The sequence below is a fragment of the Nocardia sp. MDA0666 genome (genome assembly GCF_003023875.1).
In the GTDB taxonomy this organism is placed as follows: Bacteria; Actinomycetota; Actinomycetes; order Mycobacteriales; family Mycobacteriaceae; genus Nocardia; species Nocardia aobensis.
Map to the genome: position 1 here is coordinate 254,298 of NZ_PYHT01000003.1, position 23,982 is coordinate 278,279.

Annotated in this window: 20 protein-coding genes and 2 pseudogenes; 10 read left to right on the forward strand and 12 right to left on the reverse strand. The window is 68.5% G+C overall.

Annotation, left to right across the window (positions count from 1 at the left end):
• Nucleotides 1–40: 40 nt before the first annotated feature.
• Entirely contained in the window at nt 41–322 is a 282-nt protein-coding gene (locus tag C8258_RS07530; RefSeq protein ID WP_039776015.1) for a YiaA/YiaB family inner membrane protein, read from the reverse strand.
• Nucleotides 323–460: 138 nt separating this feature from the next.
• Here C8258_RS07530 and C8258_RS07535 point away from each other — a divergent pair, with 138 nt between their 5' ends.
• From C8258_RS07535 to C8258_RS07545, 3 genes are all read left to right on the forward strand, one after another.
• Entirely contained in the window at nt 461–2,218 is a 1,758-nt protein-coding gene (locus C8258_RS07535) for an alpha/beta-hydrolase family protein (RefSeq protein WP_106954525.1), read from the forward strand.
• A 55-nt stretch (nt 2,219–2,273) separates the two neighbouring features.
• Entirely contained in the window at nt 2,274–2,918 is a 645-nt protein-coding gene (locus C8258_RS07540) for a CPBP family intramembrane glutamic endopeptidase (RefSeq protein ID WP_106954526.1), read from the forward strand.
• Nucleotides 2,919–3,047: 129 nt separating this feature from the next.
• Nucleotides 3,048–3,434 (forward strand): sterol carrier family protein, encoded by a 387-nt coding sequence (locus C8258_RS07545; protein ID WP_063011861.1) that lies wholly within the window; start codon nt 3,048–3,050, stop codon nt 3,432–3,434.
• Between the two features lie 21 nt (nt 3,435–3,455).
• Here the strand turns inward: C8258_RS07545 and C8258_RS07550 are convergent, their stop codons facing one another.
• Entirely contained in the window at nt 3,456–4,733 is a 1,278-nt protein-coding gene (locus C8258_RS07550) for a YhgE/Pip domain-containing protein (RefSeq protein WP_106954527.1), read from the reverse strand.
• A gap of 175 nt (nt 4,734–4,908) precedes the next feature.
• On the opposite strand from C8258_RS07550, the gene purF reads away from it, so the two are divergent.
• On the forward strand, nt 4,909–6,513 hold the full coding sequence (gene purF, locus C8258_RS07555; protein ID WP_036497769.1) for an amidophosphoribosyltransferase: 1,605 nt from the start codon (nt 4,909–4,911) through the stop codon (nt 6,511–6,513).
• A gap of 111 nt (nt 6,514–6,624) precedes the next feature.
• On the opposite strand, the gene C8258_RS07560 is transcribed toward purF, so the two are convergent.
• Together C8258_RS07560 and C8258_RS07565 are read right to left on the reverse strand one after the other, a co-directional pair.
• Complete coding sequence (locus tag C8258_RS07560; RefSeq protein ID WP_106954528.1) at nt 6,625–7,248, reverse strand: TetR/AcrR family transcriptional regulator; 624 nt, start codon at nt 7,246–7,248, stop codon at nt 6,625–6,627.
• Nucleotides 7,235–8,101 carry an alpha/beta fold hydrolase gene (locus C8258_RS07565; RefSeq protein ID WP_106954529.1) on the reverse strand — a complete coding sequence of 289 codons (867 nt, stop codon included), beginning with the start codon at nt 8,099–8,101 and terminating at the stop codon, nt 7,235–7,237. Before C8258_RS07565 ends, C8258_RS07560 begins: the two co-directional genes overlap by 14 nt.
• Before the next feature lie 187 nt (nt 8,102–8,288).
• Here C8258_RS07565 and purM point away from each other — a divergent pair, with 187 nt between their 5' ends.
• On the forward strand, nt 8,289–9,407 hold the full coding sequence (gene purM / locus C8258_RS07570) for a phosphoribosylformylglycinamidine cyclo-ligase (RefSeq protein WP_051024195.1): 1,119 nt from the start codon (nt 8,289–8,291) through the stop codon (nt 9,405–9,407).
• Nucleotides 9,408–9,704: 297 nt separating this feature from the next.
• On the opposite strand, the gene C8258_RS07575 is transcribed toward purM, so the two are convergent.
• The 4 genes and pseudogenes from C8258_RS07575 to C8258_RS07590 form a co-directional block, all read right to left on the reverse strand.
• The gene (locus tag C8258_RS07575; RefSeq protein ID WP_106954530.1) at nt 9,705–9,911 is read right to left on the reverse strand and encodes a DUF3073 domain-containing protein; all 207 of its coding nucleotides are present in this window, start codon (nt 9,909–9,911) and stop codon (nt 9,705–9,707) included.
• Nucleotides 9,912–10,096: 185 nt separating this feature from the next.
• Entirely contained in the window at nt 10,097–11,059 is a 963-nt protein-coding gene (locus C8258_RS07580; protein WP_106954531.1) for an asparaginase, read from the reverse strand.
• Nucleotides 11,060–11,277: 218 nt separating this feature from the next.
• Nucleotides 11,278–11,901, reverse strand: a pseudogene (locus tag C8258_RS07585) (MOSC domain-containing protein); the annotation flags it as partial.
• Between the two features lie 23 nt (nt 11,902–11,924).
• On the reverse strand, nt 11,925–13,040 hold the full coding sequence (locus C8258_RS07590) for a folate-binding protein YgfZ (protein WP_369974721.1): 1,116 nt from the start codon (nt 13,038–13,040) through the stop codon (nt 11,925–11,927).
• A gap of 165 nt (nt 13,041–13,205) precedes the next feature.
• On the opposite strand from C8258_RS07590, the gene C8258_RS07595 reads away from it, so the two are divergent.
• The 5 genes and pseudogenes from C8258_RS07595 to cydC all read left to right on the forward strand — a co-directional run bounded on the left by C8258_RS07595 (nt 13,206) and on the right by cydC (nt 20,842).
• The gene (locus tag C8258_RS07595; RefSeq protein ID WP_106954533.1) at nt 13,206–14,120 is read left to right on the forward strand and encodes an aminodeoxychorismate lyase; all 915 of its coding nucleotides are present in this window, start codon (nt 13,206–13,208) and stop codon (nt 14,118–14,120) included.
• A gap of 164 nt (nt 14,121–14,284) precedes the next feature.
• Nucleotides 14,285–15,733 carry a cytochrome ubiquinol oxidase subunit I gene (locus C8258_RS07600; protein ID WP_106954534.1) on the forward strand — a complete coding sequence of 483 codons (1,449 nt, stop codon included), beginning with the start codon at nt 14,285–14,287 and terminating at the stop codon, nt 15,731–15,733.
• 10 nt (nt 15,734–15,743) lie between these two features.
• On the forward strand, nt 15,744–16,805 hold the full coding sequence (gene cydB, locus C8258_RS07605; RefSeq protein WP_106954535.1) for a cytochrome d ubiquinol oxidase subunit II: 1,062 nt from the start codon (nt 15,744–15,746) through the stop codon (nt 16,803–16,805).
• 6 nt (nt 16,806–16,811) lie between these two features.
• Nucleotides 16,812–18,596, forward strand: a pseudogene (gene cydD, locus C8258_RS07610) (thiol reductant ABC exporter subunit CydD); the annotation flags it as partial.
• A 467-nt stretch (nt 18,597–19,063) separates the two neighbouring features.
• Nucleotides 19,064–20,842 (forward strand): thiol reductant ABC exporter subunit CydC, encoded by a 1,779-nt coding sequence (cydC, locus tag C8258_RS07615; RefSeq protein WP_369974727.1) that lies wholly within the window; start codon nt 19,064–19,066, stop codon nt 20,840–20,842.
• Nucleotides 20,843–21,196: 354 nt separating this feature from the next.
• On the opposite strand, the gene C8258_RS07620 is transcribed toward cydC, so the two are convergent.
• The 4 genes from C8258_RS07620 to C8258_RS07635 all read right to left on the reverse strand — a co-directional run bounded on the left by C8258_RS07620 (nt 21,197) and on the right by C8258_RS07635 (nt 23,850).
• The gene (locus C8258_RS07620; protein ID WP_063011839.1) at nt 21,197–21,940 is read right to left on the reverse strand and encodes an FABP family protein; all 744 of its coding nucleotides are present in this window, start codon (nt 21,938–21,940) and stop codon (nt 21,197–21,199) included.
• Between the two features lie 215 nt (nt 21,941–22,155).
• Entirely contained in the window at nt 22,156–22,461 is a 306-nt protein-coding gene (locus tag C8258_RS07625; RefSeq protein WP_036497793.1) for a DUF1416 domain-containing protein, read from the reverse strand.
• A 6-nt stretch (nt 22,462–22,467) separates the two neighbouring features.
• Complete coding sequence (locus tag C8258_RS07630) at nt 22,468–23,301, reverse strand: sulfurtransferase (protein WP_036497794.1); 834 nt, start codon at nt 23,299–23,301, stop codon at nt 22,468–22,470.
• 63 nt (nt 23,302–23,364) lie between these two features.
• The gene (locus tag C8258_RS07635; RefSeq protein ID WP_233224928.1) at nt 23,365–23,850 is read right to left on the reverse strand and encodes a DUF4395 domain-containing protein; all 486 of its coding nucleotides are present in this window, start codon (nt 23,848–23,850) and stop codon (nt 23,365–23,367) included.
• Nucleotides 23,851–23,982 lie beyond the last annotated feature (132 nt).

A 23,982-nucleotide genomic window follows, 5' to 3' on the forward strand; every position in this document is an offset into this window, starting at 1 on the left:
CCCGATGCGGACCGCGGTGCCACACGGCGCCGCGGTCCGCTCACATCCGGAACGGATCGTGCTCGGCCATCAGCTTTTCCACGCGGGCCTCGTCGATGCGCTGATGCACGCGTGCGGATTCGAACTGGTCGCGGATCACCTTGGCGAGGGTGAAGGCGCTCGAGACCATGAACAGCGTTGTCATCAGCAGGAAACCGCGCTGCCAGATGTCCAGCGGCAGATAGACGATGCCGGCGGTGGCGGCGACGAAACTGACACCGAAGGCGATCGCGGCCTGGGCCAGGAATGCGGGGCTGCTCTTCTGCTGGGTGGGAGTGCTCATACCTCGAGTCTGCGGTCCCGGGCCGCGGGGATCGTGCGTAGAACTACTCGAGTACCCCGGGTAATTCCCGTGGTAGCAGTTGTTTGCCTCACGTGGCGAGGTCCCCGATTTCCACACGCCGACCGCCATACTTGACGGGTGCTCGATACCGCCGAGACTCTCACAACGCTGCGTACGCGCGGCGTTGTGGTCTATCGGCGAGGCCTGCGGCTGTTGCGACGGCTCGAGGACGACATCATCGCGCTCAATTACGTCGGACTCGTCACCGCGACAGTATTTTTCGCCTGGTCGGTGACGCCGTCGCTACTGCCGCGCGACTGGTTGTTCCAAGGCCTGATCAGCGGCCTCAACGCTGCCATCGGCTACGGCGTGGGCTGTCTGCTGGAGTGGGGTTTCCGCAGATTGATCCGGCCGCGCTTGCGTTTTCGCACACCGTCGCTGCGGATTCGCTATGGGGTGAAGGTGACGATCCTGACGATCTGCCTGCTCACCGCGATCTACATGCTCGTCCTCTCGGCCGACTGGCAACGGCAGATCTACGAACTGATGGATATGGAGGGCACCACGCGCGCCGCCTATCTGCGCACCGGTGGGCTCAGTCTCGCGGTGGCGGCGCTGGTGGTGGCGATCTACCGGACGGTGCGGTGGATCGTGCGGTTCTTCGCACGGCTGCTCAGCCGCTGGGTGCGGGTGCCGCCGCAGTTGGCCCCGAGCGCCGGTGCGATCGTGCTGGCCGTGGTGGCGGTGCTGCTGTTCAACGGTGTGCTGTCGGAGGCCTTCTTCACCGTCGCCAACTCGGCGTTCAGCGTGCGCAACGACAAGATGACGCCCTACGCGGTGCAGCCGACCGACCCCGGACGCTCCGGCAGCCCCGCATCGCTGGCCAAATGGGACACGCTCGGTTCGGAGGGGCGATGGTTCGTCTCACACGGACCCGATGCCTTCCGGATCGGCGCGGTGACGGGTAAGCCCGCGCGCGAACCGGTCCGGGTCTACGTCGGCCTCGGCTCGGCGGGCGAGGGGCAGACCCAGGAGCAGCTGGCGGTCGCCGAACTCGAACGCACCCACGCCTTCGATCGCAAGGTGCTGGTCATCGTCACCACCACCGGAACCGGATGGGTGAACTCGGCGTCAGCCGGTGCGCTCGAGTACATGTACGGCGGCGACACCGCGATCCTGGCCTCGCAGTACTCCTATCTGCCCAGCGTGCTGTCGTTCCTCGCGGACCGGGAGAAGGTCGCGGTGGCCGGGAAGAAGATGTTCGACGCGGTGTACGCCGCCTGGTCGGCGCGGCCGCCGCAGTCGCGGCCGAAACTCCTGGTCTACGGGGAGAGCCTGGGCTCGCAGGGCTCGGAGGCCGCCTTCGACGGGCTGGCCGATCTGCGTGCCAAGGTGGACGGCGCGCTGTGGGTGGGACCGCCGAATTCGAATCGGCTGTGGAAGCAGTTCGTCGAGCGCCGCGATCCCGGCACCCGCGAGGTGGAGCCGATCTACGCCGACGGTCTCGTGGTCCGCTTCGCCTCCGGCGCACCGGATCTGGCGAAACCGTCACCGGAATGGCGGCATCCGCGCATCGCCTATCTGCAACATCCCTCCGACCCGATCGTCTGGTGGTCGCCGGATCTGATCCTCTCCCAACCGGATTGGCTCTCCGAACCGCGCGGCTCCGACGTGTCCACGCAGATGCGCTGGTGGCCGCTGGTCACCTTCTGGCAGGTCGCCGCCGACCTGACCAACGCCCAGGGCGTCAGCGACGGGCACGGCCACAACTACGGCACCCTGGTCCTCGACGGGTGGGCGGCCGTGCTGCCCCCGCCGGATTGGAATCCGCAACTGCAGGAAAGCATTCGGACCCAGCTGGAACTGTCGGAAGCATTCGAACGCGCGGTGAAATGAGAGGCGTAGTCGTCACCGCCACGGCGGAGAACACGCACTCGCACGGTGCGGGTCGATGAGTCGCCGAGGCCTGGCACGCGCCCTTCCGGCAGCCTGCGTCGCCCTGATGTGGAGCAATCTCGTGCTGCCGCGGCTGGGGTCGGGCATACGCGGCCGCACGCTCGCCAACGCCGTGTTCGCGACCGGTTACGCCGCTGTCTTCGGCGGCCGGCCGAAGTGGCTGTCCCGGCGCGGATTGGCTTGGGGCGCAGCCGCATTCGGTACGGTCGGTGCTGCGTACGGCGTGGGCCTCGCGGTGCCGGGCATCCGTGATCGGATAGCGAAGGTCGCCGATCGTGCCCCGGAGGTGAGTACGGCCGAATGGGTCGGCCTGCACATTCCGGTGGGCACCGTCTACAGCGAGGAGCTGATCTTCCGGGGCACACTGGATCGGCTGTTCGATGATGCGGGGCCCGTGCGAAGGCATTGCGGCGCAGTGGTATTCGGCCTCTGGCATATTCATCCGGCGCGGTCCGCAGGCGACAGCGTCCCGGTGACTGTCGCCGTCACCACCGCGGGCGGCCTGCTCTTCTCGTGGCTTCGCCGCCGCTCCGGCAGCGCGACGGCGCCCGCCCTCGCCCACCTCGCCCTGAATGCCGGCGGTGCGCTGGCCCCGCCGGCGGCCGCGGCGCTGCGCGGACGGGGTCCGTCTCACCGTTAGGTCGCGGCTCGATCTGTTCCTACCTGTTGACGCCTGTGGACAGGTCGCGTCGACGGTCCGGCGACGTGGCGCGTCACCCCCGCCCACCGCCTGCGCGATATGTCCGAGCGGCTCGCTACGCTCGGTGGAATGGCGCGACATTCGGCTGTGGACCCTGCTCAGGTGCGTGATTCGGTGGCAGCGGTCGGTGCGTGGCTGCGCGACGAGTCGGCGGCACAGCCGGGGCGGTCCGAGCTGGCGGCGGCCGTGCGCGGAACCGCGCGGAGTCTGGCCGCGGCGGCGCCGGGCGCCTCGGTGGAGGTGCGGGTACCGCCCTTCGTGGCGGTGCAGTGCATCGAGGGTCCGCGGCACACGCGCGGGACGCCGCCGAATGTGGTGGAGACCGACGCGCGGACGTGGCTGTTGCTCGCGACGGGACTGCTCGATTTCGAGACCGCGGTGGAGACGGGCGCGCTGAGCGCCTCCGGAATCCGGGCGGGAGAGTTGGCCCGCTGGCTGCCGCTGGTGGCGCTGTGAATCCGGGGCGGGCTCGGTGAACTAGGCCGGGGCGGGCTCGGTCCGGTTGATCGGCTTGCGCTCCAACCCTTTTCGGTCGTAGAAGCGTGTCACGATCAACCCGAGCGCCACACCGATCCCGAGGCCGAGCACGGTCATCCAGAATCCGCGGGTGAAACCGGCCGCGCCGTTGCCGTCGAAATACAGCAGCGAACGCACCGCCAGGAACACCTGATGCATGGGTTCGAAGGTGGCCAGCCAGCCCAGGTACTTCGGCGTCGCCTCGATCGGCACCGTGCCACCCGACGACGGCAGTCCCAGCACGATGAACAGGATCATGTTCACCAGCAGGCCCGCCGAGCCGATCGCGGCCAGGATGGAGATACCGGTGAATCCGACCGCGATGATCGCGAGCACCCCGTAGAGATACAGGCCCAGCGGATTGTCCAGAGGCATCCCCAGCGCCGCGCCGATCCCGAGCAGAATCGCGGAGACCACCACCGCGGCGACCGCCATGACCGCCCACTTGATCAACAGCGTGCGGAGTCTGGAGACCGGTGTGGCGGGATAGTGCACGTACCACGGCCCGTATTCGGTCGGCACGAACCCGAGGGCCGAGTCGATCATCGTGTGCACGATCATCGCGCCGAGCATGCCGGCCATCAGCAACAGCAGTGCGTAGAAGAAGGCGGTCAGCCCTTGACCGGATCCGCCCGGCAGGGGGTGGAACTCCTGGACCAGGATCTCCAGCGGTTGCGCCAGCGTGAGGCGGGTCGCGCCGGACAGTTCGGGGGCGGGCGGGCCGCCCGGCGCCGGCGTGAGCTGAGTCCGCACCTGCTCGACGAGCTGCTGACCGACCTTGTCGTTGATCTGCGGCAGCGCCTGATTACCGAAACGCACCACGATCTGGGTGGCGTAGGTGCCCGAACGCGGATTGGTCATCAGGGTGATGATCGGACGCTCGATATCGCCCGGTATGACACTGCCCACACCCAGGATCCCCAGCCGCTTGCTGAAATCGCTGGGGATGACGACCGCGCCGTAGACCTGGCCGTTCTGCATCTGCTGCTGGGCCTCCGGCAGCCCGAGTACGCGCAGATCGATCTGATCGGCGGGTACGGCGGCACGTAGTCCGTCGGCGACCTGGTCGCCGAAGTTCACGTGTTTTTCCTGGCCGGGTGCGCCGAGCGTCTCGCCCACGTCCTGGTTGACCAGGGCGATCGGGAAGTCGTGCAGATTTCGCTGCGGATCGACGACGTAGTCGAGATACAGCAGGCCCAGCAACGCCGCCACCACTGAGAGGACCGCCACAGGGAACATCCATCGAAACGGAATCAGCCGCCGCAGATTTCGACTTTGTAGTGCGGTGTCGGTGCTCGCCACGGTCGAACCGTAGCAGCAAACAGCTCGCCACCCGGCGGATCCGGACGTGGGTTTCGCGCGGATGACCCGTAGACTGATGAGTGCCCCCCGCCCGACTAACAGGGAGCAAACGGTGACCCACGCCGATCTGTCTATCCCGAAGACCGCCGCAGGCCGAAACACCTCCGCAGTCGACGAGCCTGAGAACGAGCCCCGCGAGGAGTGTGGCGTCTTCGGCGTCTGGGCTCCGGGCGAGGATGTGGCCAAGCTCACGTATTACGGCCTCTATGCCTTGCAGCACCGCGGACAGGAGGCCGCCGGTATCGCGGTCGCCGACGGTGCGCAGGTGCTGGTGTTCAAAGACCTGGGCCTGGTCTCGCAAGTCTTCGACGAGCAGACGCTGGCGGCGATGCCCGGGCATATCGCCATCGGGCACTGCCGTTATTCGACCACCGGTTCCACCATCTGGGAGAACGCGCAGCCGATCTTCCGGACCACCGCGGTCGGCACCGGACTCGCGTTGGGACACAACGGAAATCTGGTCAACACCGCCGAATTGGCGACCCGGGCCCGGGAGTTGGGTCTGATCAACGGCCGCCTGCCGGGCAGCGCGATCACCGCCACCTCGGATTCGGATGTGATGACGGCGCTGCTGGCCCATGCCGCGGCCGACAAGAGCATCGAGCAGGCGGCCATGGAGTTGCTGCCCACGCTGCGCGGCGCCTTCTGCCTGACCTTCATGGACGAGCACACCCTCTACGCGGCGCGAGACCCGCAGGGCGTGCGGCCGCTGTGCCTGGGCCGCCTCGACCGCGGCTGGGTGGTTGCCAGCGAGACCGCCGCGCTCGACATCGTGGGCGCTTCGTTCGTCCGCGAGATCGAGCCGGGTGAACTGCTGGCGATAGACGCGGACGGGGTGCGTTCGCTGCGGTTCGCCAATCCCGAACCGAAGGGCTGTGTCTTCGAATACGTCTACCTGGCCCGGCCGGATTCGACGATCGCCGGTCGCTCGGTGCACGCCACCCGGGTCGACATCGGCCGCCGGCTGGCTGCCGAACATCCCGTCGACGCCGATCTGGTGATCCCGGTCCCGGAATCCGGTACGCCCGCCGCGGTGGGCTACGCCCAGGGATCCGGTGTGCCCTACGGCCAGGGACTGATGAAGAACGCCTATGTGGGCCGTACCTTCATCCAGCCCAGCCAGACCATCCGCCAGCTCGGTATCCGGCTCAAGCTCAACCCGTTGCGCGAGGTGATTCGCGGGAAGCGGTTGATCGTGGTCGACGACTCGATCGTCCGCGGCAACACCCAGCGCGCCCTGATCCGGATGCTGCGCGAGGCCGGGGCGCTGGAGATCCACGTGCGCATCGCCTCACCGCCGGTCAAGTGGCCGTGCTTCTACGGCATCGACTTCGCCTCGCCGGCCGAGCTGATCGCCAACGGCGCCGGACCGGAACTGGCGGAGGGCTCGCAGGATTCGGAAGCGGCCATGGTCGAGAGCGTGCGCCGTTCCATCGGCGCCGACAGCCTGGGCTATATCTCGCTCGATGGCATGATCGCCGCCACCGAGCAGCCGCGCACCCGGTTGTGCTGCGCCTGCTTCGACGGCAAATACCCGATCCCGCTGCCCGACGAGGCCGCCGTGGGCAAGAACGTGCTCGAGGGGATTCTCTCCGGTAAGCCGGAATCGGAACTGCTGGGCGAGAACGCCAACGCGAGCGCGCTCAGCCGCCCCTGAGCGGCACGGGTGACGTGGCCGGGCCTGTCGTCGTGGCGGCCCGGCGTGTTCATCGAGGATCTGGCCGAATCAGCCTGTGGCGCAAGCGCATTCGCCGTCGATCCGGTTGGGCTAGGGGCTCGGTGACGTGCTCGACGGTGTGAGCAATCCGCCGACCATCATCAGAATGCACTGCTCGGCCTCGGCGCCGGCCGCATCCGGATCGTCGGCGTGCGCGACGATCATGCCCGCCTCGGTGACAGCGGCCAGAATCAATTGGGCCAGGGTGCGGACCGGGACCGCGGGCGCGAGTCCGGACTCCACGGCCAGTTCCAGCTGATTCATGATCAGGCCGAGGCCGTGGCGCGCTTCCATCTCCCGCCAGCCCTGCCAGCCGAGTACCGCCGGACCGTCCGACATGGCGATCCGGACGGTTTCCGGGCGGCGGCTGAATGCGAGGAAGGTATGCAGGCCGGTCGCCATCGCGGCCAGCAGATCGGTCGGGTCGGGCAGGGCGTCGATCGCCTGCCTGATCTCCTCGGTGTTGTCCGCCTCGAGTTGTTCCAGTACCGCGATGAACAGGCCACGCTTGTCGCCGTAGTGATGATGCAGCGCGCCGCGGGTGACACCGGCCGCGGCGACGATCTCTTCCGCCGACACCGCGGAATATCCGCGTTCGGCGAACAGCCGCCGCCCGACCGCCTCCAGACTTGCCCGCGTCGCGCGTGATCTGTCCTCCTGGCTACGGCGTGGCATGCAGCCGAGTGAACTCCACGATCAACCGGCTGAGCAACTCGGGCTGGTCCTCGGCGATGAAGGTGAGCGAATCCTCGATCGTGCGCAGGGTGGCGTCGGGCAGATCGTGTGCCAGTCGCTGCGCGAACTCGAGCCGGAACACCTTGTCCTCGGGTGCCCAGGCCAGCAGCACCGGCAGATCCCACTCGCCGAAACTGCGTGCGGCCGCGAGGGTGTGACGCTTGTGGATATCGCGCAGGAACCGGCGCAGGTCGGCGCGGATCGCCGCGGAGTTGCGGCTCGGCAGCAGATACGAATCCGCGATCTCGTGCGGCAGCGGCTGTTTCGTGACCAGCCCGTAGGCGATGGGCAGACGCTGGGCCGGCCGGAAACGCAGGCTCTGCAGAACCGCGGTGAGCAGGCCGGGCACGCGCGAGAGTCGCGGCAGCGGAGTGAACGGCTGCGGGAAGAACTTCTCGTAGGCGTCGCAGTTGGTGAACACCACGCGCCCGACGCGGCTGCGGTCGCGCGACAGCATGATCTGCGTGATCGCCCCGCCGGTGTCGTTGGCCACCAGGGTGACGTCGGTGAGATCGAGTTCCCGCAGGAACGCCGCGATCAGATCCGCCGCGCCGGTCGGGGACAGGTCGGCGGCGGGCATCGGCTCCGAATGCGAGCCGAACGGCCAGTCCGGGGTGAGGCAGCGATGCCCGGCCGCGGCGACGTCCGGCACCACCTTGCGCCACAGATCGGCGTTGACGAGCAGACCGTGCACGAAGACCACCGGCGAACCGGAACCGGTGTCGTGATAGCGGATGCGGCCGCCCGGCACCGCGACGTGTCGAATCGGGCCGAGGCTGGTGCTGATTCCCATGAGATGCCTTCCGGAGTGGGGGTGATGTGTTCCAGAGTTACCTACATACCGTATGTATGTCAATGGGGGATGTGACGGTAGCCTCGAATCCGTGCGTGCAGCCCAATACCGGTGCAGTCTCGTTATCCGGCTCCGGTAGCGTGATCAGGCATCTGTCCGCCGATTCGGTTTGGAGCTTTCCCGAACAATGACTGAGCAGACCCCGAGTGGTGCCGGTGTGAACGACACCGGCGCCGACGAGGCCCAATCCGGAGGCGCGTCGTATGCCGCCGCCGGTGTCGACATCGAGGCCGGCGACCGCGCAGTCGAGTTGTTCGCGCCGCTGGCCAAGAAGGCCAGCCGGCCCGAGGTGCAGGGCGGTCTGGGCGGTTTCGCCGGATTGTTCGCGCTCAAGGGTGGCTACCGGGAACCGCTGCTGGCCGCCTCCACCGACGGTGTGGGCACCAAGATCGCGGTCGCGCAGGCGCTGGACAAGCACGACACGGTCGGCCTGGACCTGGTCGCCATGGTCGTCGACGATCTGGTCGTCTGCGGCGCGGAACCGCTGTTCCTGCAGGATTACATCGCCGTCGGCAAGGTGGTTCCGGAACGGGTCGCGCAGATCGTGTCCGGTATCGCCGAGGGCTGCATCCAGGCCGGATGTGCGCTGCTGGGCGGCGAGACCGCCGAGCATCCGGGCCTGATGGGCGCCGACGACTACGACATCTCCGCGACCGGCGTCGGCGTCGTGGAGGCGGACGAGGTGCTGGGACCGGACCGGGTCCGGCCCGGCGACGTCGTCATCGCGATGGGCTCCTCGGGCCTGCATTCCAACGGCTACAGCCTGGCGCGCCGGGTGCTGCTCGACATCGATCGGATGGCCCTCACCGGGCACGTCGAGGAATTCGGCCGCACCCTGGGCGAAGAGTTGCTGGAACCTACCAAGATCTATGCCAAGGATTGTCTGGCACTGATCGCCGAGACCGATGTGCGCACCTTCGCGCACGTCACCGGCGGCGGTCTGGCGAACAATCTGGCTCGGGTGCTGCCGGCCGGGCTGGTCGCCGAAATCGACCGCGGCACCTGGAATCCCGCGCCGATCTTCAAGCTGATCGCGCAGCGCGGCCGGGTCGAGCGGGCGGAGATGGAGAAGACCTTCAACATGGGCGTCGGTATGGTCGCCGTCGTCGCCCCCGAGGATGCCGATCGTGCGCTCGCGGTGCTGACCGCGCGGCATATCGAATGCTGGACCCTGGGATCGGTCAAGAAGGCCAAGGACGCCGACGCCGCGCGCGTGGCGCTGCTCGGCGAACATCCCCGATTCTGACCGGAAATACGATCGCCTCCTCGACCCGGGTACGGCCCGGTTCGAGGAGGCGATTGTCGTTCGATTGAGCCGCTGCGGCATCCGAAGGCGACCGGCGGAAGCGCGGCGGGGCGGCAGTGTGCCGAGGCACGTTCGACGCGGGTAGTGCCGCCCTCGGTATCACTGATACCCGCGGCGGCATCCCGTACTACGAGCCCTCATCGAGGTGGGATCGGTCGACCCTATCGGCCGAAAACGCTGCGCGACGTGCGAAGGGGGAGGCCCCTCAGGCCTCCCCCTGCAACGCGTCGATCGGAGTCAGCGGCGCCAGTCGTCGTAGTCCTCATCTTCCTCCCAGCGCTTGAGCGATTCGTCCGAATCGTGTTCTTCGGACAGCAAACCGCTCCGCCGGGGGGTGTGCCCCGACAGCTCGCGCTGAAGGCTCGCGAAGTCGGTCGACGGCGAGCTGTACTTCAGCTCGCGTGCAACCTTGGTCTGCTTTGCCTTAGCCCGGCCACGGCCCATGGCTGACCCCCTCGCGTCACTGCGGGGCGGCCTGGGGTGGTTGGCGGCCCCGTTCGAATTAATAATCTTCCTGACAGACACTTTAGCGTGTGTCAGGCGGTCGCGCTTCCAGGAGTGGGTGAAGACTGCGGAACATCCACCGTCGGCGGGGCGGTCGAGCGGGGCTTCGGCGAAATGGTGAGCTTCTACACCGCACCCGGGATTGCCCGGATGATGCCGACCCGCGCCCCGCCGCCCAGTACCGGCGGCCCGGCGAGCGCGGTGTGGGCCTCGGTCCACTCGACCCCCATACGCTGGAGAATCGCCTGCGTCAGCGGCATCCGGGCGCGGTCGTGGCCGTCATCGATCTTGTAGGCGAAGGCGCGGCCGTCCGGCAGGGCCCCCGCGTGCACACCGTCCGCCCCGATCTTGCAGACCAGTCCCGGGGTCGCGCGCATGGTCTCGAGATCGGGGGCGTCCGTGCCCGAAATCACTCGGGGGTGGTGGCGAATCGCGTCCGCGACCCGGCGTTCCGGCGATCCGGGGGCGGCGGTGGCGAGACGGGCGTAGGCGCGGGCCAGGTTGATCAGCGAGACCGGGACGATCGGCAGGCCGCAGCCGTCGATGCCGAGGTCGGTCTCGGGTTCGCCGGTGATGTCGGCGATCGTCGCCGTGACCGCCCGCTGCAGCGGATGGGAGGGGTCGAGATATCCGGTCGCCGGCCAGCCGTTGATCACACAGGTCGCCAGCATCGCGGCATGTTTGCCCGAGCAGTTCATGTAGATCTTGCGCGGGGCCGAGTGACGATCGCGCCCGGCCAGCGCCTCGGCGCGGGCCTGTTCGCCCATCGGCAGATCCGGCGGGCACTCCAGGCTGTTCTCGTCGAAGCCGAAGCGTTCCAGCAACCGCCGTACCAGCGCCAGATGGTCGGGTTCGCCGAAATGCGAGGCGGTGGCGATGGCCAGTTCGGCCTCGTCCACCGGCTCGAAACCGTTGCGCAGCAAGGTGATCGCCTGCATGGGTTTGTTCGTCGACCGCGGGAAGATCGGCAGATGCACCTCACCCAGGGTGAGCGAGGGCTCCCCGTCGGGTTCGACGATCACCACCGACCCGCGGTGCACACATTCGCGGAAGCCGGAGCGAACCACTTCCACCAGTTCCACACTCATGGCCGGTCTCCTCCCTCCGCGCTGCCGGCAGCCGTCGCACCCGATGCCTCCGCCCGCAGCACCGCCCCGCCCGGCATCGCCGAGTGCGGCGTGGCGGCCCCGGTCGCCGCCGGCTTCGACGCCGTCCGGCCGGCCGTCGCATCCGACCTCGCCGCGATGCCGAGCCCTTCGGCGGGCGCGGTGGTCCGCGCCGCGTTGGCGGTCCGCCGCGCATGCCGGGCGATCTGCATGCGCACATCGTCGGAGATCGTCGGTTCGGCGGCGAGTAGATGCTCCAGCCGGGCCGGATCGTGGCCGGTGAACAGGTCGCGGACCGTGATGCCGTGCTCGGGAATGTGGTCGACGTGCACCCGGTCACCGGCCCCGATCGTGCCCTCGGTCAGCACCCGCAGGTAGGCGCCGGTATCGGCCTGCAGGGTGAAGCGCTTGACCCACTGCTTCTCACCGGACCAGTGCCCGAAGGTCGCGCACGGCACACGCGGTGCGCTCACCTCGAGCACCGCCTCGCCGACGCGCCACCGTTCACCGATCACCGCATCGCTGACCGGCAGCCCGGACACCCGCAGATTCTCACCGAACCAGCCGGGAGCCAGTGTGCGGCCCAGTTGCTCGCCCCACTGCCGCGCGTCCTCGTCGGCATAGGCGTAGACGGCCTGGTGGACGCCGCCGTGGTGTTTCGTATCGCAGACGTGGTCACCGGCCAGGCCCAGTGCGCGGACCGCGACCCGGTCGGCGACCGGGCGCTTGTCGATCGCGGTCCGGCCGACCCGGCTCACCTTCGCGGGCACCTCGAGTTCGGCATGCAGGACACAGACCGCGAGCACGTGGCCGATCGCGCCGATTTCCCGGGGCGCTGCGGGCGCGTTCACCGGCCGCGCAACTTGTCCACGGCGAGCCGGCCGGCCTGCGGCTCGTCATCGGACGGGATCGAATCCGGATCGATGGCGGCGGCCATCGGACCGGCCTCCAGCCGGGTGTCGGCGGGAATGGCGCGTTTGATCAGCGCGAGTGCGATCGGTCCCAGTTCGAAATGGTCGATCACAGTGCCGAGCCGGCCGACCGCGCGGCCGCTGGCGGTCACCGCGTCACCGGCCGCGGGCCGGGCATCGGCGGAGCCGTCCAGGTGCAGCAGCACCAGATGCCGCGGCGGTTTACCGAGATTGTGCACGCGGGCCACGGTTTCCTGCCCGCGATAGCAACCCTTGTTCAGATGGACCGCGCCGAATTCGTCCGGGCCGCCGATCCAGTGGGCCTCGTGCGGAATGGTCCGATCGTCGGTGTCGACGCCGATACGCGGGCGCAGTGCGGCCACTCGCAGCGCCTCGAATGCCCACAGTCCGGCCGGTTCGGCGCCGGCCGCGGTCAGCGCCGTCCACAGCTCGCTCAGCCGCTCGCGCGGTACGACCAGGTCGTAGGAGTCCTCGGTGGGCCACGGCATCCGGCGCAGGAATCCGCCGCCGGGCAGGGCGACCGCGCCGTACACCTGCGGCAGGGCCGCGATTCCGAGCGTCTCGGTCAGGTCGCTCACCCGCGGTCCGAGCAGGCTCAAGACCGCGTGGTCCGGAGCGGCCTCGGGTTTCGCGTCGGCCCAGAAGACCATCTTCTGCAGGAAGTCGAGCAGCGCGGGGCCGCGGTCGGCTTCGGTATCGATCCACACCGTGCCGTCGAGTTCGGTGAGCACGAAATGGTGCTGGACGCGTCCGTTGAGGTCCAGATCCAGATTCTCGGCGGACCGGCCGTCGCCCAGGTCGGCGATGTGCTGGCTGGAAATCGTGTGCAGCCAGCTCAGCCGTTCGGCGCCGGTGATCCTCGCCACGAAACGTTGGGAACGGTCCACGAGAGCGACACGCTGGGCCGCGGCACGCTGTTCCCCGAAGGGATCGCCGTAATGCCAGGCGACCGCGGCATCGGGACTTTCGGGCGGGCCGGGCACGGCCCCTGGGAGACCGAGCAGTGGACTGGGGGCGGCAACCACGGACACGTTTTCCACAATAGGCGGTCGCGCCGACCCGCGCCGCGCAGCGGGTTGCCGCAGGTGTGCGGTGAGTATGCCGTGGATACGCCTGTGGGCGCGGGGCTCGCCCGGGCGTTGCCGGACGATTGCGTACCCACGCCTGGAGCGCTCGATTCGCCTAGGCTGCCACGCATGGTGGATCGAGTTCTGGTGACACTCGACGGTACCGTCCGGAATCCGGACGAGCCGTTGCTCTTCGCGGACGACATCGGCGCGTTGCGCGGCGACGGCGTCTTCGAGACGGTTCTGGTGCGTGACGGTAAAGCGAGTGCATTGGAATTACACCTGGCTCGGCTACGCCGCTCGGCCCAGGCGCTGGACCTGCCGGACCCCGACGTCGCCCAGTGGCGCACCGCGGTGGAATCCGCGGTCAAGGAATGGGGGTCCGACCGCGAGGGCGTGCTGCGCATGATCGTGACCCGGGGTCGCGACGGCGCCGAGTCCAGACGGGTCGGTTCGGGCGAACTGTCGGGCCCGGCACCGGATCTCACCGGCTACGTGCTGGTGAGCGCGGTCGCCGAGCGGGTGAGTAAGGCTCGCGCCGAAGGTATCTCGGTGATCACCCTCACCCGCGGCATCTCCACCGAACTCGCGGCCACCGCTCCGTGGCTGCTGCTCGGCGCCAAGACGCTCTCCTATGCGACGAATATGGCGGCGCTGCGTTTCGCGGCCCGCCAGGACGCCGACGACGTGATCTTCACCAGCACCGAGCATCGTGTGCTGGAGGGACCGCGCTCGACGGTCGTGATCCAGCGCGACAAGCAGTTGCTCACCCCGCCCGCGCGCGACGGCGTGCTGCCCGGCATCACTCAGCGAGCCCTGTTCGTCGAGGCGGGGAAGGCCGGCTGGGACTGCAGCTACAAATCGCTGTTCACCGCGGATCTCGTTACCGCCGACAGTGTTTGGCTACTGTCGAGCATCACGCTCGCCGCGCGGGTGGCGACGTTGGACGGGCTGCGGATGTCGGCGCCGGATTGTGCCGAAGAGATCGCGGATCTCGTGAATCGCGGGATCGAGCGAGCCTGGAATATCGCCGACTGGACCTGATTCGATCGTCGTGTCGGAGTCGGATCGGAACCCGTTACCGCGCAGCAATAATTGTTGGAATGTCGTGACGTAGGACTCGTTGCCCCACGGCTGTTCCGGCGTAGGCTCTACTACGACATGTCGTAGTACGTGTGGATATCCCGCATGACACAGGAGGCCGCCGGATGGATGTCGTCGACGTCTCACGTTGGCAGTTCGGGATCACGACCGTCTATCACTTCATCTTCGTACCGCTCACCATCGGCCTCGCGCCCTTGGTCGCCGGGATGCAGACCGCATGGGTGATCACGGGTAAGGATCATTGGTACCGGCTGACGAAGTTCTTCGGCAAGTTGTTCATGATCAACTTCGCGCTCGGCGTCGCCACCGGCATCGTGCAGGAGTTCCAGTTCGGTATGAACTGGAGCGAATACTCGCGCTTCGTCGGCGATGTCTTCGGCGCCCCGCTGGCCATGGAGGGCCTGGCCGCGTTCTTCCTGGAATCGACCTTCCTGGGCCTGTGGATCTTCGGCTGGTCGCGGCTGCCGAAACTGGTCCACCTGGCCACCATCTGGCTGGTCGCGATCGGCGTGAACGCCTCCGCCTACTTCATCATCGCCGCGAACTCGTTCATGCAGCATCCGGTCGGCGCCCGCTACAACCCCGAATCCGGCCGCGCCGAACTGGAGAGCATCAGCGCGCTGCTGACCAACAACACCGCGCTGGCGGCCTTCCCACACGTCGTCGCGGGCGCGTTCCTCACGGCCGGCACCTTCGTCGCGGGTATCGGCGGCTGGTGGATGGTCCGCAACGCCCGCTCGGGTCATCCGGAGTTGATGGCGGAGGCGCGCGGTATGTGGCGGCCCGCCGCCCGCGCCGGGATGTGGGTGATCGTGATCGCCGGCATCGCACTGATATTCACCGGCGACATCCAGGGCAAGCTGATGTTCAAACAGCAGCCGATGAAGATGGCTTCGGCGGAATCGTTGTGCCACACCGAAACCGATCCGGATTTCTCGGTGCTGACCGTCGGCACCCACAACAACTGCGACAGCATCACCCGCGTCCTCGAGGTGCCCGGCGTGCTGCCGTACCTTGCCGAAGGCAAGTTCAGCGGCGTGACGCTGCAGGGCGTCAAGGACCTGCAGGCGAGCTACAACGAGAAATTCGGCCCGGGCGACTACCGGCCGAATCTGTTCGTCACCTACTGGACCTTCCGTGCCATGATCGGCTGGGCGGCGGGCTCGGCGGTGATCGCGCTGCTGGGCTTCTGGATGACCCGGCGCGGCCGGATACCGGATCAGCCCTGGTTCAAGTGGGTGAGCCTGATCTGCATTCCGACGCCGTTCCTGGCCAACAGCGCGGGCTGGGTCTTCACCGAAATGGGCCGCCAGCCCTGGGTGGTCGCACCGAATCCGACCGGTAATCCGGCCATCCGGATGACCGTGCAGCAGGCCGTCTCCGGGCATACCGCCGGCACCGTGCTGACCTCGCTGATCGTCTTCACACTGGTGTACGGCGCCCTGGCGGTCGTGTGGTTCTTCCTCATGCGGCGCTATGTGATCGAGGGACCTGAACAGCCACCCGCGGAGACGGAAACGTCTGCGGTCGAGAAGCTTTCGTTCGCGTACTGAGGAGCCGAGGATGAGTCTGCCCGAATTCTGGTTCTTGCTGATCGGTGTGCTGTTCACCGGCTACTTCGTGCTCGAGGGTTTCGATTTCGGCGTCGGCATACTGATGCCGATCATCGGCCGCGGCGACGAAACGCGAAAACGTGCCGTACTCAACACGATCGGGCCGGTCTGGGACGGCAACGAGGTGTGGCTGATCACCGCCGGCGGTGCGATGTTCGCCGCCTTCCCGGAGTGGTACGCCAGCCTGTTCTCCGGGTTCTATCTGGCGCTGCTGCTGATTCTGGTGGCGTTGATCGTGCGTGCGGTGGCGATCGAATGGCGCGGAAAGATCCATGATCCGCGCTGGTACAGGTGGTGTGACGCCGCGATCGTCTTCGGTTCCTGGGTGCCCGCCCTGGCCTGGGGGCTGGCCTTCGCGAATATCGTGCACGGAGTACAGCTCAACGCGCACAAGCAGATCGAGGGCGGTCTGCTCGGCCTGATCAACCCCTACGGCCTGCTCGGCGCCCTGACGCTGCTGCTGTTGTTCATCCTGCACGGCGCGGTGTTCATCGCCTTGAAGACCGGTGGCGACATTCGCGAGAGTGCCGAGCGGATCGCCCGGGTTGTCTGGTTGCCTGCCACCGTGGTCGCCGGCGCGTTCGCGCTGTGGACGCAGTTGGCCCACGGCCAGGGATGGACGTGGATTCCGTTGGGCGTGGCGGTCTTCGGCCTGCTGCTCGCGGGTGGTGCGGTGCTTCGGCACCGTGACGGCTGGGCGTTCACCGGCACCGCCGTCACCGTGGTCGCCGCGATCGTGCTGCTGTTCGGTGCCCTGTTCCCGTACGTGCTGCCGTCCACCATCGACGCCGCCTACGGGCTCACCGTCGACGGCCGGATGGTCGACGGGCATCCCACCGTCAGCGCCTCCTCCACGCACTACACGCTGGTCGTGATGAGCTGGGTCGCGGTGGTGCTGACCCCGGTCGTGCTGATCTACCAGGGCTGGACGTACTGGGTGTTCCGCAAGCGCATCACCGTCGAGCAGATTCCGGCGCCGATCGGCCTGTCGATGCGCAGCGGCGCGCGGTAGGTCCCGATGGCCCGTCCCGTCGATCCCCGGCTGTGGCGCCACGCCCGCTCGGCCCGCCGCTACCTGATCATCAGCGTGGGACTGTCGCTGGTGATCACGGCGGGCATCGTGGTCGCGGCGCTGATGCTGGCCCGGATCGCGGCGGGCGTCATCACCGAGCCCGGCCTGCGCACGGTCGGCGCGTGGACGACCGAGCCGGCGATCCTGGCGGCGGCGATCGCGGTGCGGACGCTGGCGAGCTGGTGGCAGTCGCGGCTCGCGCATCGGGCCGGCGCGCAGGTGGTCGCGGAATTGGAGAATTCCGTGCTGGCCGCCGGAGCCGCCCTGCCGCCGCGCGAAATGGAAAGCCGGCGTACCGAACTCGCGGTGGTGGTCGGCGACGGCCTGGGCGGTCTGCGCGCCTATCTCACCGGCTACCTGCCGGCGCTGCTGCTCGCGGTGCTGGTACCGCCCATCGTGCTGACCGTGATCGCCGTGCACGACCTCACCGCGGCGATCATCATCCTGGTGACGCTGCCGCTGATCCCGATCTTTATGATCCTGATCGGGCTGATGACCCAGGGCCGTGCCGCCGACGCCCTGGCCGCCACCACCCGGCTGTCGGAGCAGATGCTCGACCTGTTCGCGGGGATGCCGACGCTGCGGGCGCTCGGCCGGGAAACCGGTGCGGCCGAAGACGGTTCGCCGACCATGCGGCATCGGGTCCGCGAGCTGGGCGAGGCGTTGCACAAGCGGACCATGGCCACCCTGCGGATGGCGTTCCTGTCGTCGATGGTGCTGGAAATGCTGGCCACCCTGTGCGTGGCGCTGGTCGCCGTGTCGATCGGCATGCGGCTGGTCTTCGGGCATATGGGGTTGTACGCGGGCCTGCTGGGCCTGATCCTCGCCCCGGAGGTCTATCTGCCGCTGCGTGCGGTGGGGGAGAGATTCCATGCCGCGCAGGACGGAATGGCCGCTGCCGAACGGGCTTTCGCGGTATTGGACCCGGACGGCTCGGTGGCGGTCCCCGCGCCCAGCGGACCTCCCCGGGCAGATGCCCCCACCGCTCGGCGATCCGGCGAGCCGCCCGCGGTGCGAGTCCCGGTGACGGTCGAACCGGCGGCGGGAGATATCGAGCTGTGTGATGTGTGGGTGCGTGCGCGGGACGGGTACGCACCCGCCGGATTGTCGGGTGTGCTGCGTCCTGGGGCGGTGACCGCTCTCGCCGGCCCCAACGGCAGCGGGAAATCGACTGCGCTGCAGGTGATATTGGGTTTGATGTCACCGGACCGGGGTGCGGTTCTGGTGGGCGGGCGCCCGGTCGGCGAGTTCGATCCGGACGCATGGTGGTCGCATATCGCCTGGTTGCCGCAACGCCCGGTGCTGCTGCCCGGCACCTTGCGCGAGAACCTCGAACTCTTCGGCGCCCGAGCTCGCGACGCCGGGTGCGGTGAGGGCGGCGACGACGCGGCCCGCCGCGCCGAAGCCGTCGACAAGGCGTGCGCGGCAACGGGTTTCGACGCGGTCCTCGCCGAACTTCCGGACGGGTGGGACACCGTGGTGGGCCCCGGCGGCCTCGGCCTGTCCCTCGGCCAGCGCCAACGCCTGGCAGTGGTGCGCGTGCTGGCCGCCGACCGGCCGATTCTGCTGTTCGACGAGCCCACCGCCCATCTCGACGAGCGCAGCGAAGCCACCGTTCTCGCCGCCCTCACCGAACGGGCCCGCGCGGGGGCGACGGTCGTCGTGGTAGCGCACCGGCCCTCGGTGCTCGCCATCGCCGACCACATCATCGAGGTACACGCGCAGACGGAGCCGAAGCCGGCGGAACATCCTGCCGCGCAACGGGAGTCGGCCGATCTAGGCCTTCGCCGGGCGCAGCCACCGATCGACGGGTCCGGCGGTTCTCGGGCGTACGACGACGTCGGAGAAGGGCTGACGCATCGCGCTGTGGGGTGGACTCGGCCCACGGGCGATGGCTTCCCCGTGGATTCCGAGCTTCCCGGCGGCGAGGATCGTCACTCCGAAGCCCCGGGCACGGAGGGACAGGACTCCGCCTGTTCCGAGCCGGGTACCTCGCGGGCGGATGGTGTGTCGAAGCACATCGGTGACGCGGACGCGAAGACGTGCCCCGAGCGACCTCGCGAATCGGATGGGCCGGAGCACGTCGCCCCCGCAACGGCGGATCGGGAGGGCGAGGTGCGGCGGGGCGATGCGCACGCATCGGGCACGCCCGTTGCGCCGATCGGAGTCGGCCCGACGAGGACGGGGGAGTGGACGCCGTGAGATCCCTGTGGGCCGAACTGCGCGAGCTGCGGCGAGTTTCGGAGATCTCTCCGTGGCGCGTGGTCGTATCGATCTGCTGGGGGACGATCGCGCTGGGCAGTGGACTCGCGCTGGCGGCGCTGGCGGCGTGGCTGATCGCGCGGGCGTGGCAGATGCCGCCGGTGCTGGACCTCAGCGTCGCCGTGGTCGCGGTGCGCGCGCTGGGTATCTCCCGCGGGCTGTTCCGCTACATCGAGCGGCTGGCGACCCATGACGTGGCACTGCGCGCGATGACCACCGCCCGTACGTCGGTGTACGCGGCCCTCGCCCGCGCCGATTTCTGGACGCTGCGACGCGACGGCCGAGCCGAGCCCCCGCAATGTCGGCCCGCCGGCCTGTCACCGGGGGGAGAAGTCGGCCGTCCGGACTCGGGGACCGGTGCCGGACCAGGGAACGGTCTGCTGCGCCGAGGCGATCTGCTCACCCGGATCGGCGCGGATATCGACGACCTGGGTGCCGTGGTCGTGCGGGCGGTGGTTCCCATCGCCGTGGCGATCCTGCTCTCGGTCGCCGCCGTCGCCCTGCTCGCCACCATTTCCGTGCCTGCCGGTGTGATCCTCGCGGTCGCCCTGCTGGTCTCCGGCGGGTTCGCCCCCTGGTTGTCCGCGCGGGCGGCCAGGGACGCCGAACTGGCCGTGCAATCCGATCGTGCCGAGTTCCGGGCCGCGGCCGTCACCGTGCTCGATCACGCCGCCGAGCTACGGGTCGCCGGCCGGCTCGACGCGGCGACGACGGCAGCCACGACCGCCTCGGCACGCGCGGTACGCGCCGAGGACCGGGCGGCCGCACGCAGCGCCTGGGCCGCCGCGGCGACCCCGCTGTCCGTCGGAGCCAGTGTGCTCGGCGCGTTGCTCATCGGAATCACGTTGTACGGCAACGGTTTCGGCGCGACATCCGAGCCGCTGCAACCCGCGCCGGCCGGCGGTATCACCCCGATGGCCTTCGCGATACTGGTGCTGCTGCCACTGTCGGCCTTCGAGGCCGTGGCGGTGCTGCCGGCCGCCGCGCAGGCCCTCACCAAGGGCCGTGCCGCCCTGCGCCGCATTCGTGCCATCGACCCGGCCGAGTCGGCGCGGGCGGTCGCTACCGACGACGTCGCTACCGACGACAATGCCTCGGCGCCGGCCGATTACGCGTCCGGTGATCTGCGGGCTCGCCTGATTCGCGCGCTGCCCGACCTGCCGCCGGGCCGCCGGATCGCGGTGGTCGGTCCGAGCGGGGCAGGTAAGACCACGCTGCTGATGAGCTGGGCCGGACTGTTCGACGCACCGCGCCCCGGCCGGACCTTCTTCGCCGAGGACGCCCACGTCTTCGGCACGTCCGTCCTGGAGAACCTCCGGGTGGCCCGCGGCGACGTGACCGATGCGGAGGCCGAAAATGCCCTGCGTGCGGTCGGTTCCGGCCCGTGGCTCGACGCCCTGTCGGAGGGTGTGGACACGGATCTGGTCGGCGGCGCGGCCGCACTCTCGGGCGGGCAGCGCCGCCGTCTGCTGCTGGCGCGCGCACTGGTCGCCCCCGCCGACACCCTGCTGCTGGACGAACCCACCGAACATATGGAGGCGGCGGCGGGTGCCGAACTGCTGCGCGCACTGCTCGACGAAACCAGCGGTCTCGTCGACCCGGACCGCACGGTGGTCGTCGTCACCCACCAGCTGCCCCCGGACCACCGTGCCGACACGGTGGTCACGGTCGCACCCGGCGGCGAGATATCGATCACCCGCCGCGTCCCCGCCTGACCCGGCGAACGCCCAGGTCGGCGTGGGGATTCGGCTCTGCGAAAAATCCGTTGCAGCCCCGCGTCCACGGCCGGTAGTTTCGTCTGTACACGGGAAAGGAGGTGGTTCGAAGAATGGATATTCAGAGGACGCGTGAGGTGGCTGCCGGTTGAGCGCCACAGCCGCGGTCTCCGTACCGCGGCCCGCTGCAGTGGATTCGGTCCCCGCGCGAGCGCTGAACTAATCCAAGGCAGTCACCCGGCCCCCGAGCCCCCGGTTTGTCCGACCGGGAATCGCGAGAGACGAGATCTCCGCGGTAAGGCTCGGGGGCCGTACCCGTTTCCGCCTCGTCCCGTATGCGGATTTGGGCTCGGCTCAGCCGATGTAGCGCTGGAGGCGGGCGGAGAGGCGGGGCTTCAGGGCGCCGTCGGCTTCCACTCGTTCCTCGACGTAGCCCAGGTCGCCGCCTTCGACGATGCCGTACAGGCGTTTGGCGCCGCCGACCACCGCGCCGGACTGGCTGCGGATCACGACATCGGTGGCCAGTTCCCAGGACGACTGGGTGAGGGCCTGACCGTAGAAGAGTTCGACGATTCCGGAGCTGTGGGTCAGCAGGAGTTCGATGACCTCGTCGTCGCCGTCGATGCCGACCCGCCAGAAGCCGCTTTCGCGCAGATCGGGGCCGGAGTAGTTGCCTTCGGCGTCGATGACCCAGGAACGGGAATCCCAGGCCAGATAGTCGCCACCGTCGTGGGAGACGATGATCTGCTGCCCGAAGTGGTAGTCGCCGCCGCGCTCGGGATCGTTGCCCTCGCCTTCACCGCGCCAGACGCCCACCAGGGGCAGCAGCGCGAGCATGGAGGCGCTCAGATCGGGACCCAGCCGCAGATTCGCCGTGTCCTCGGGCAGCGGCAGACCCGGCAGCTGCGGGATGTTGCGGCCGCCGGTCGATTTGGCGCGCTCGGCAGCGTCGGCTACCGCCTCGTCGCCACTGCGGCGAGCCGCATCGTCGGGACTGCGGCGAGCCGCATCGTCGGGCTCGCGGCCCTCTGCGTGCGCTTGTGAGGCGTGACCGTTGGTCGCTGCGTTTTCGACGTTCTCGCTCGCCGAATCGGTCACGACTCGGTGAAGAGCCGGTAGAGGACGTAGAGCCCGAACCAGGCGATCAGCACGGAGCAGATGACCAGCAGAATCTCGAAGGTTAAGACCACATATCGGAGTTTAACGACCCGCTCGGCGAAGACGAAAACGGCCCCGGGAAAACGAATCCCGGGGCCGTTCGCGTGCGATGAGCGCAGTTTTCCGGCGCCTGCCGGCGACGCTCCGCGTCGGTGTTACTTGGCGACGCTCACGTCGACGTTGTGGACGCCCGCCCCTTCGGGGCTGACCTTGGCCGAACCGTTGCCGGCCGACGACAGGGCCCGGATGGTCCAGGTGCCGGGCGCGGCGAAGAAGCGGAAATCACCGGTGCCGGAGGCCACGACCTCGGCGGTGAACTCGTCGCTCGAGTCCAGCAGGCGGACGAAGGCGCCGCCTACCGGGTTACCGTCCGCATCGAGGACGCGTCCGGTGAGGACGGTCTCCTTCTCGGTGTCGACGTTGGCCGGAAGGGCCTGACCCTGGGTAGGTGCTGCACACATATCTATTTACGCTCCCAACTCGATCGGTGCACCGACGAGGGAGCCGTATTCGGTCCAGCTCCCGTCGTAGTTCTTGACGTTCTTGTGGCCCAGCAGCTCCTGCAGCACGAACCAGGTGTGCGACGAGCGCTCACCGATGCGGCAGTAGGCGATGGTCTCCTTCTCGCCGTCGAGGCCCGCTTCCTTGTAGATGGAAGCCAGTTCCTCGTCGGACTTGAAGGTGCCGTCCTCGTTCGCGGCCTTGCTCCACGGCACGTTGATGGCGCCGGGGATGTGGCCGGGACGCTGGCTCTGCTCCTGCGGCAGGTGCGCGGGAGCGAGAATCTTGCCGGAGAACTCGTCGGGCGAACGCACGTCGACGAGGTTCTTGACGCCGATGGCCTGGATTGCGTCGTCGCGGAAGGCGCGGATCGACAGGTCCTGCTCGGAGGCCTTGTAGGTGGTCGCCGGGCGGGTCACCGCATCGGTCGACAGCGGGCGGGCGTCGAGCTCCCACTTCTTGCGGCCGCCGTCGAGCAGCTTGACGTTCTGGTGGCCGTAGAGCTTGAAGTACCAGTACGCGTACGCCGCGAACCAGTTGTTGTTGCCACCGTAGAGAACGACGGTGTCATCGTTGCCGATACCGCGGGCCGACAGTAGATCCGAGAACTGCTCCCGGTTGACGAAGTCACGCCGAACCGGATCCTGCAGATCCTTCTTCCAATCGAGCTTGACGGCACCTTCGATGTGGCCCGTGTCGTAGGCGGAGGTGTCCTCGTCGACCTCGACGATCACGACGCCGGGGGTGTTGAGGTTCTCTTCGACCCAGTCTGCGGAGACCAGGACATCGGAGCGAGCCATGTTGTTCCTTTCGATGTGACTTGCCGGGGTATGTGGAGAGATGAACGGTGGATTGTGGGCCGGTCAGTTCGTCGAGCTGCTCGAAGCGACCGGGGTTCGCGAGGTGAACCGCTGGGTGAGCGGATAGATCTTGCAGCCCAGGCAGATTCCGAACGCCGCGTTGAGGAACGCCGCGAACAGTGCGAAGGCGGTGAAGATCGCGCCCACCACGCCGGATCCGGCCGCGAAGCCGACGAAGCCGACGATCGCGAACACGAAACCGACCAGCTGCGCGAACCGCAGCGGCGGCACCGGCTCGGTCTCGGTCGCCGGGCCGACACGCGGCGCGACGAAGGTGGCGAACAACCACCCGTAGGGGCTGCGCCGCGGGCCGTACAGCGCGCCGAGGGCGAAGACGATCGCCTGCAGAGCGATCAGCACCGCCGCGCCGGCGGTGGAGAAGGCGGAGACGATCAGGACCAGCACGAGGACACCGGTGGTGATCCACGCCGCGAACCGCGGTCCGCGGACGTCCACCTGACCGGTGGGTGAGTTGGTGTTCTGAGGCACGGGGGCTCCTGCGCTGAAGGAAGGCTTATCTGGCTTATCCGGTTGCGGGTTATCCGTCAGATAGGTCGGATCACCGGGGGATCGACGAGATCTCACACGCGGTGGAGAAACCGGTCGGCGGCAGGGATACGA

Bases quoted from the DNA above. Each gene is read 5' to 3' on its own strand.
- C8258_RS07530 (WP_039776015.1), bottom strand. From the start codon at position 322: ATGAGCACTCCCACCCAGCAGAAGAGCAGCCCCGCATTCCTGGCCCAG.
- C8258_RS07540 (WP_106954526.1), top strand. From the start codon at position 2,274: ATGAGTCGCCGAGGCCTGGCACGCGCCCTTCCGGCAGCCTGCGTCGCC.
- C8258_RS07545 (WP_063011861.1), top strand. From the start codon at position 3,048: ATGGCGCGACATTCGGCTGTGGACCCTGCTCAGGTGCGTGATTCGGTG.
- C8258_RS07550 (WP_106954527.1), bottom strand. From the start codon at position 4,733: ATGTTCCCTGTGGCGGTCCTCTCAGTGGTGGCGGCGTTGCTGGGCCTG.
- C8258_RS07560 (WP_106954528.1), bottom strand. From the start codon at position 7,248: ATGCCACGCCGTAGCCAGGAGGACAGATCACGCGCGACGCGGGCAAGT.
- C8258_RS07565 (WP_106954529.1), bottom strand. From the start codon at position 8,101: ATGGGAATCAGCACCAGCCTCGGCCCGATTCGACACGTCGCGGTGCCG.
- purM (WP_051024195.1), top strand. From the start codon at position 8,289: ATGACTGAGCAGACCCCGAGTGGTGCCGGTGTGAACGACACCGGCGCC.
- C8258_RS07575 (WP_106954530.1), bottom strand. From the start codon at position 9,911: ATGGGCCGTGGCCGGGCTAAGGCAAAGCAGACCAAGGTTGCACGCGAG.
- C8258_RS07580 (WP_106954531.1), bottom strand. From the start codon at position 11,059: ATGAGTGTGGAACTGGTGGAAGTGGTTCGCTCCGGCTTCCGCGAATGT.
- C8258_RS07595 (WP_106954533.1), top strand. From the start codon at position 13,206: ATGGTGGATCGAGTTCTGGTGACACTCGACGGTACCGTCCGGAATCCG.
- C8258_RS07600 (WP_106954534.1), top strand. From the start codon at position 14,285: ATGGATGTCGTCGACGTCTCACGTTGGCAGTTCGGGATCACGACCGTC.
- cydB (WP_106954535.1), top strand. From the start codon at position 15,744: ATGAGTCTGCCCGAATTCTGGTTCTTGCTGATCGGTGTGCTGTTCACC.
- C8258_RS07625 (WP_036497793.1), bottom strand. From the start codon at position 22,461: ATGTGTGCAGCACCTACCCAGGGTCAGGCCCTTCCGGCCAACGTCGAC.
- C8258_RS07630 (WP_036497794.1), bottom strand. From the start codon at position 23,301: ATGGCTCGCTCCGATGTCCTGGTCTCCGCAGACTGGGTCGAAGAGAAC.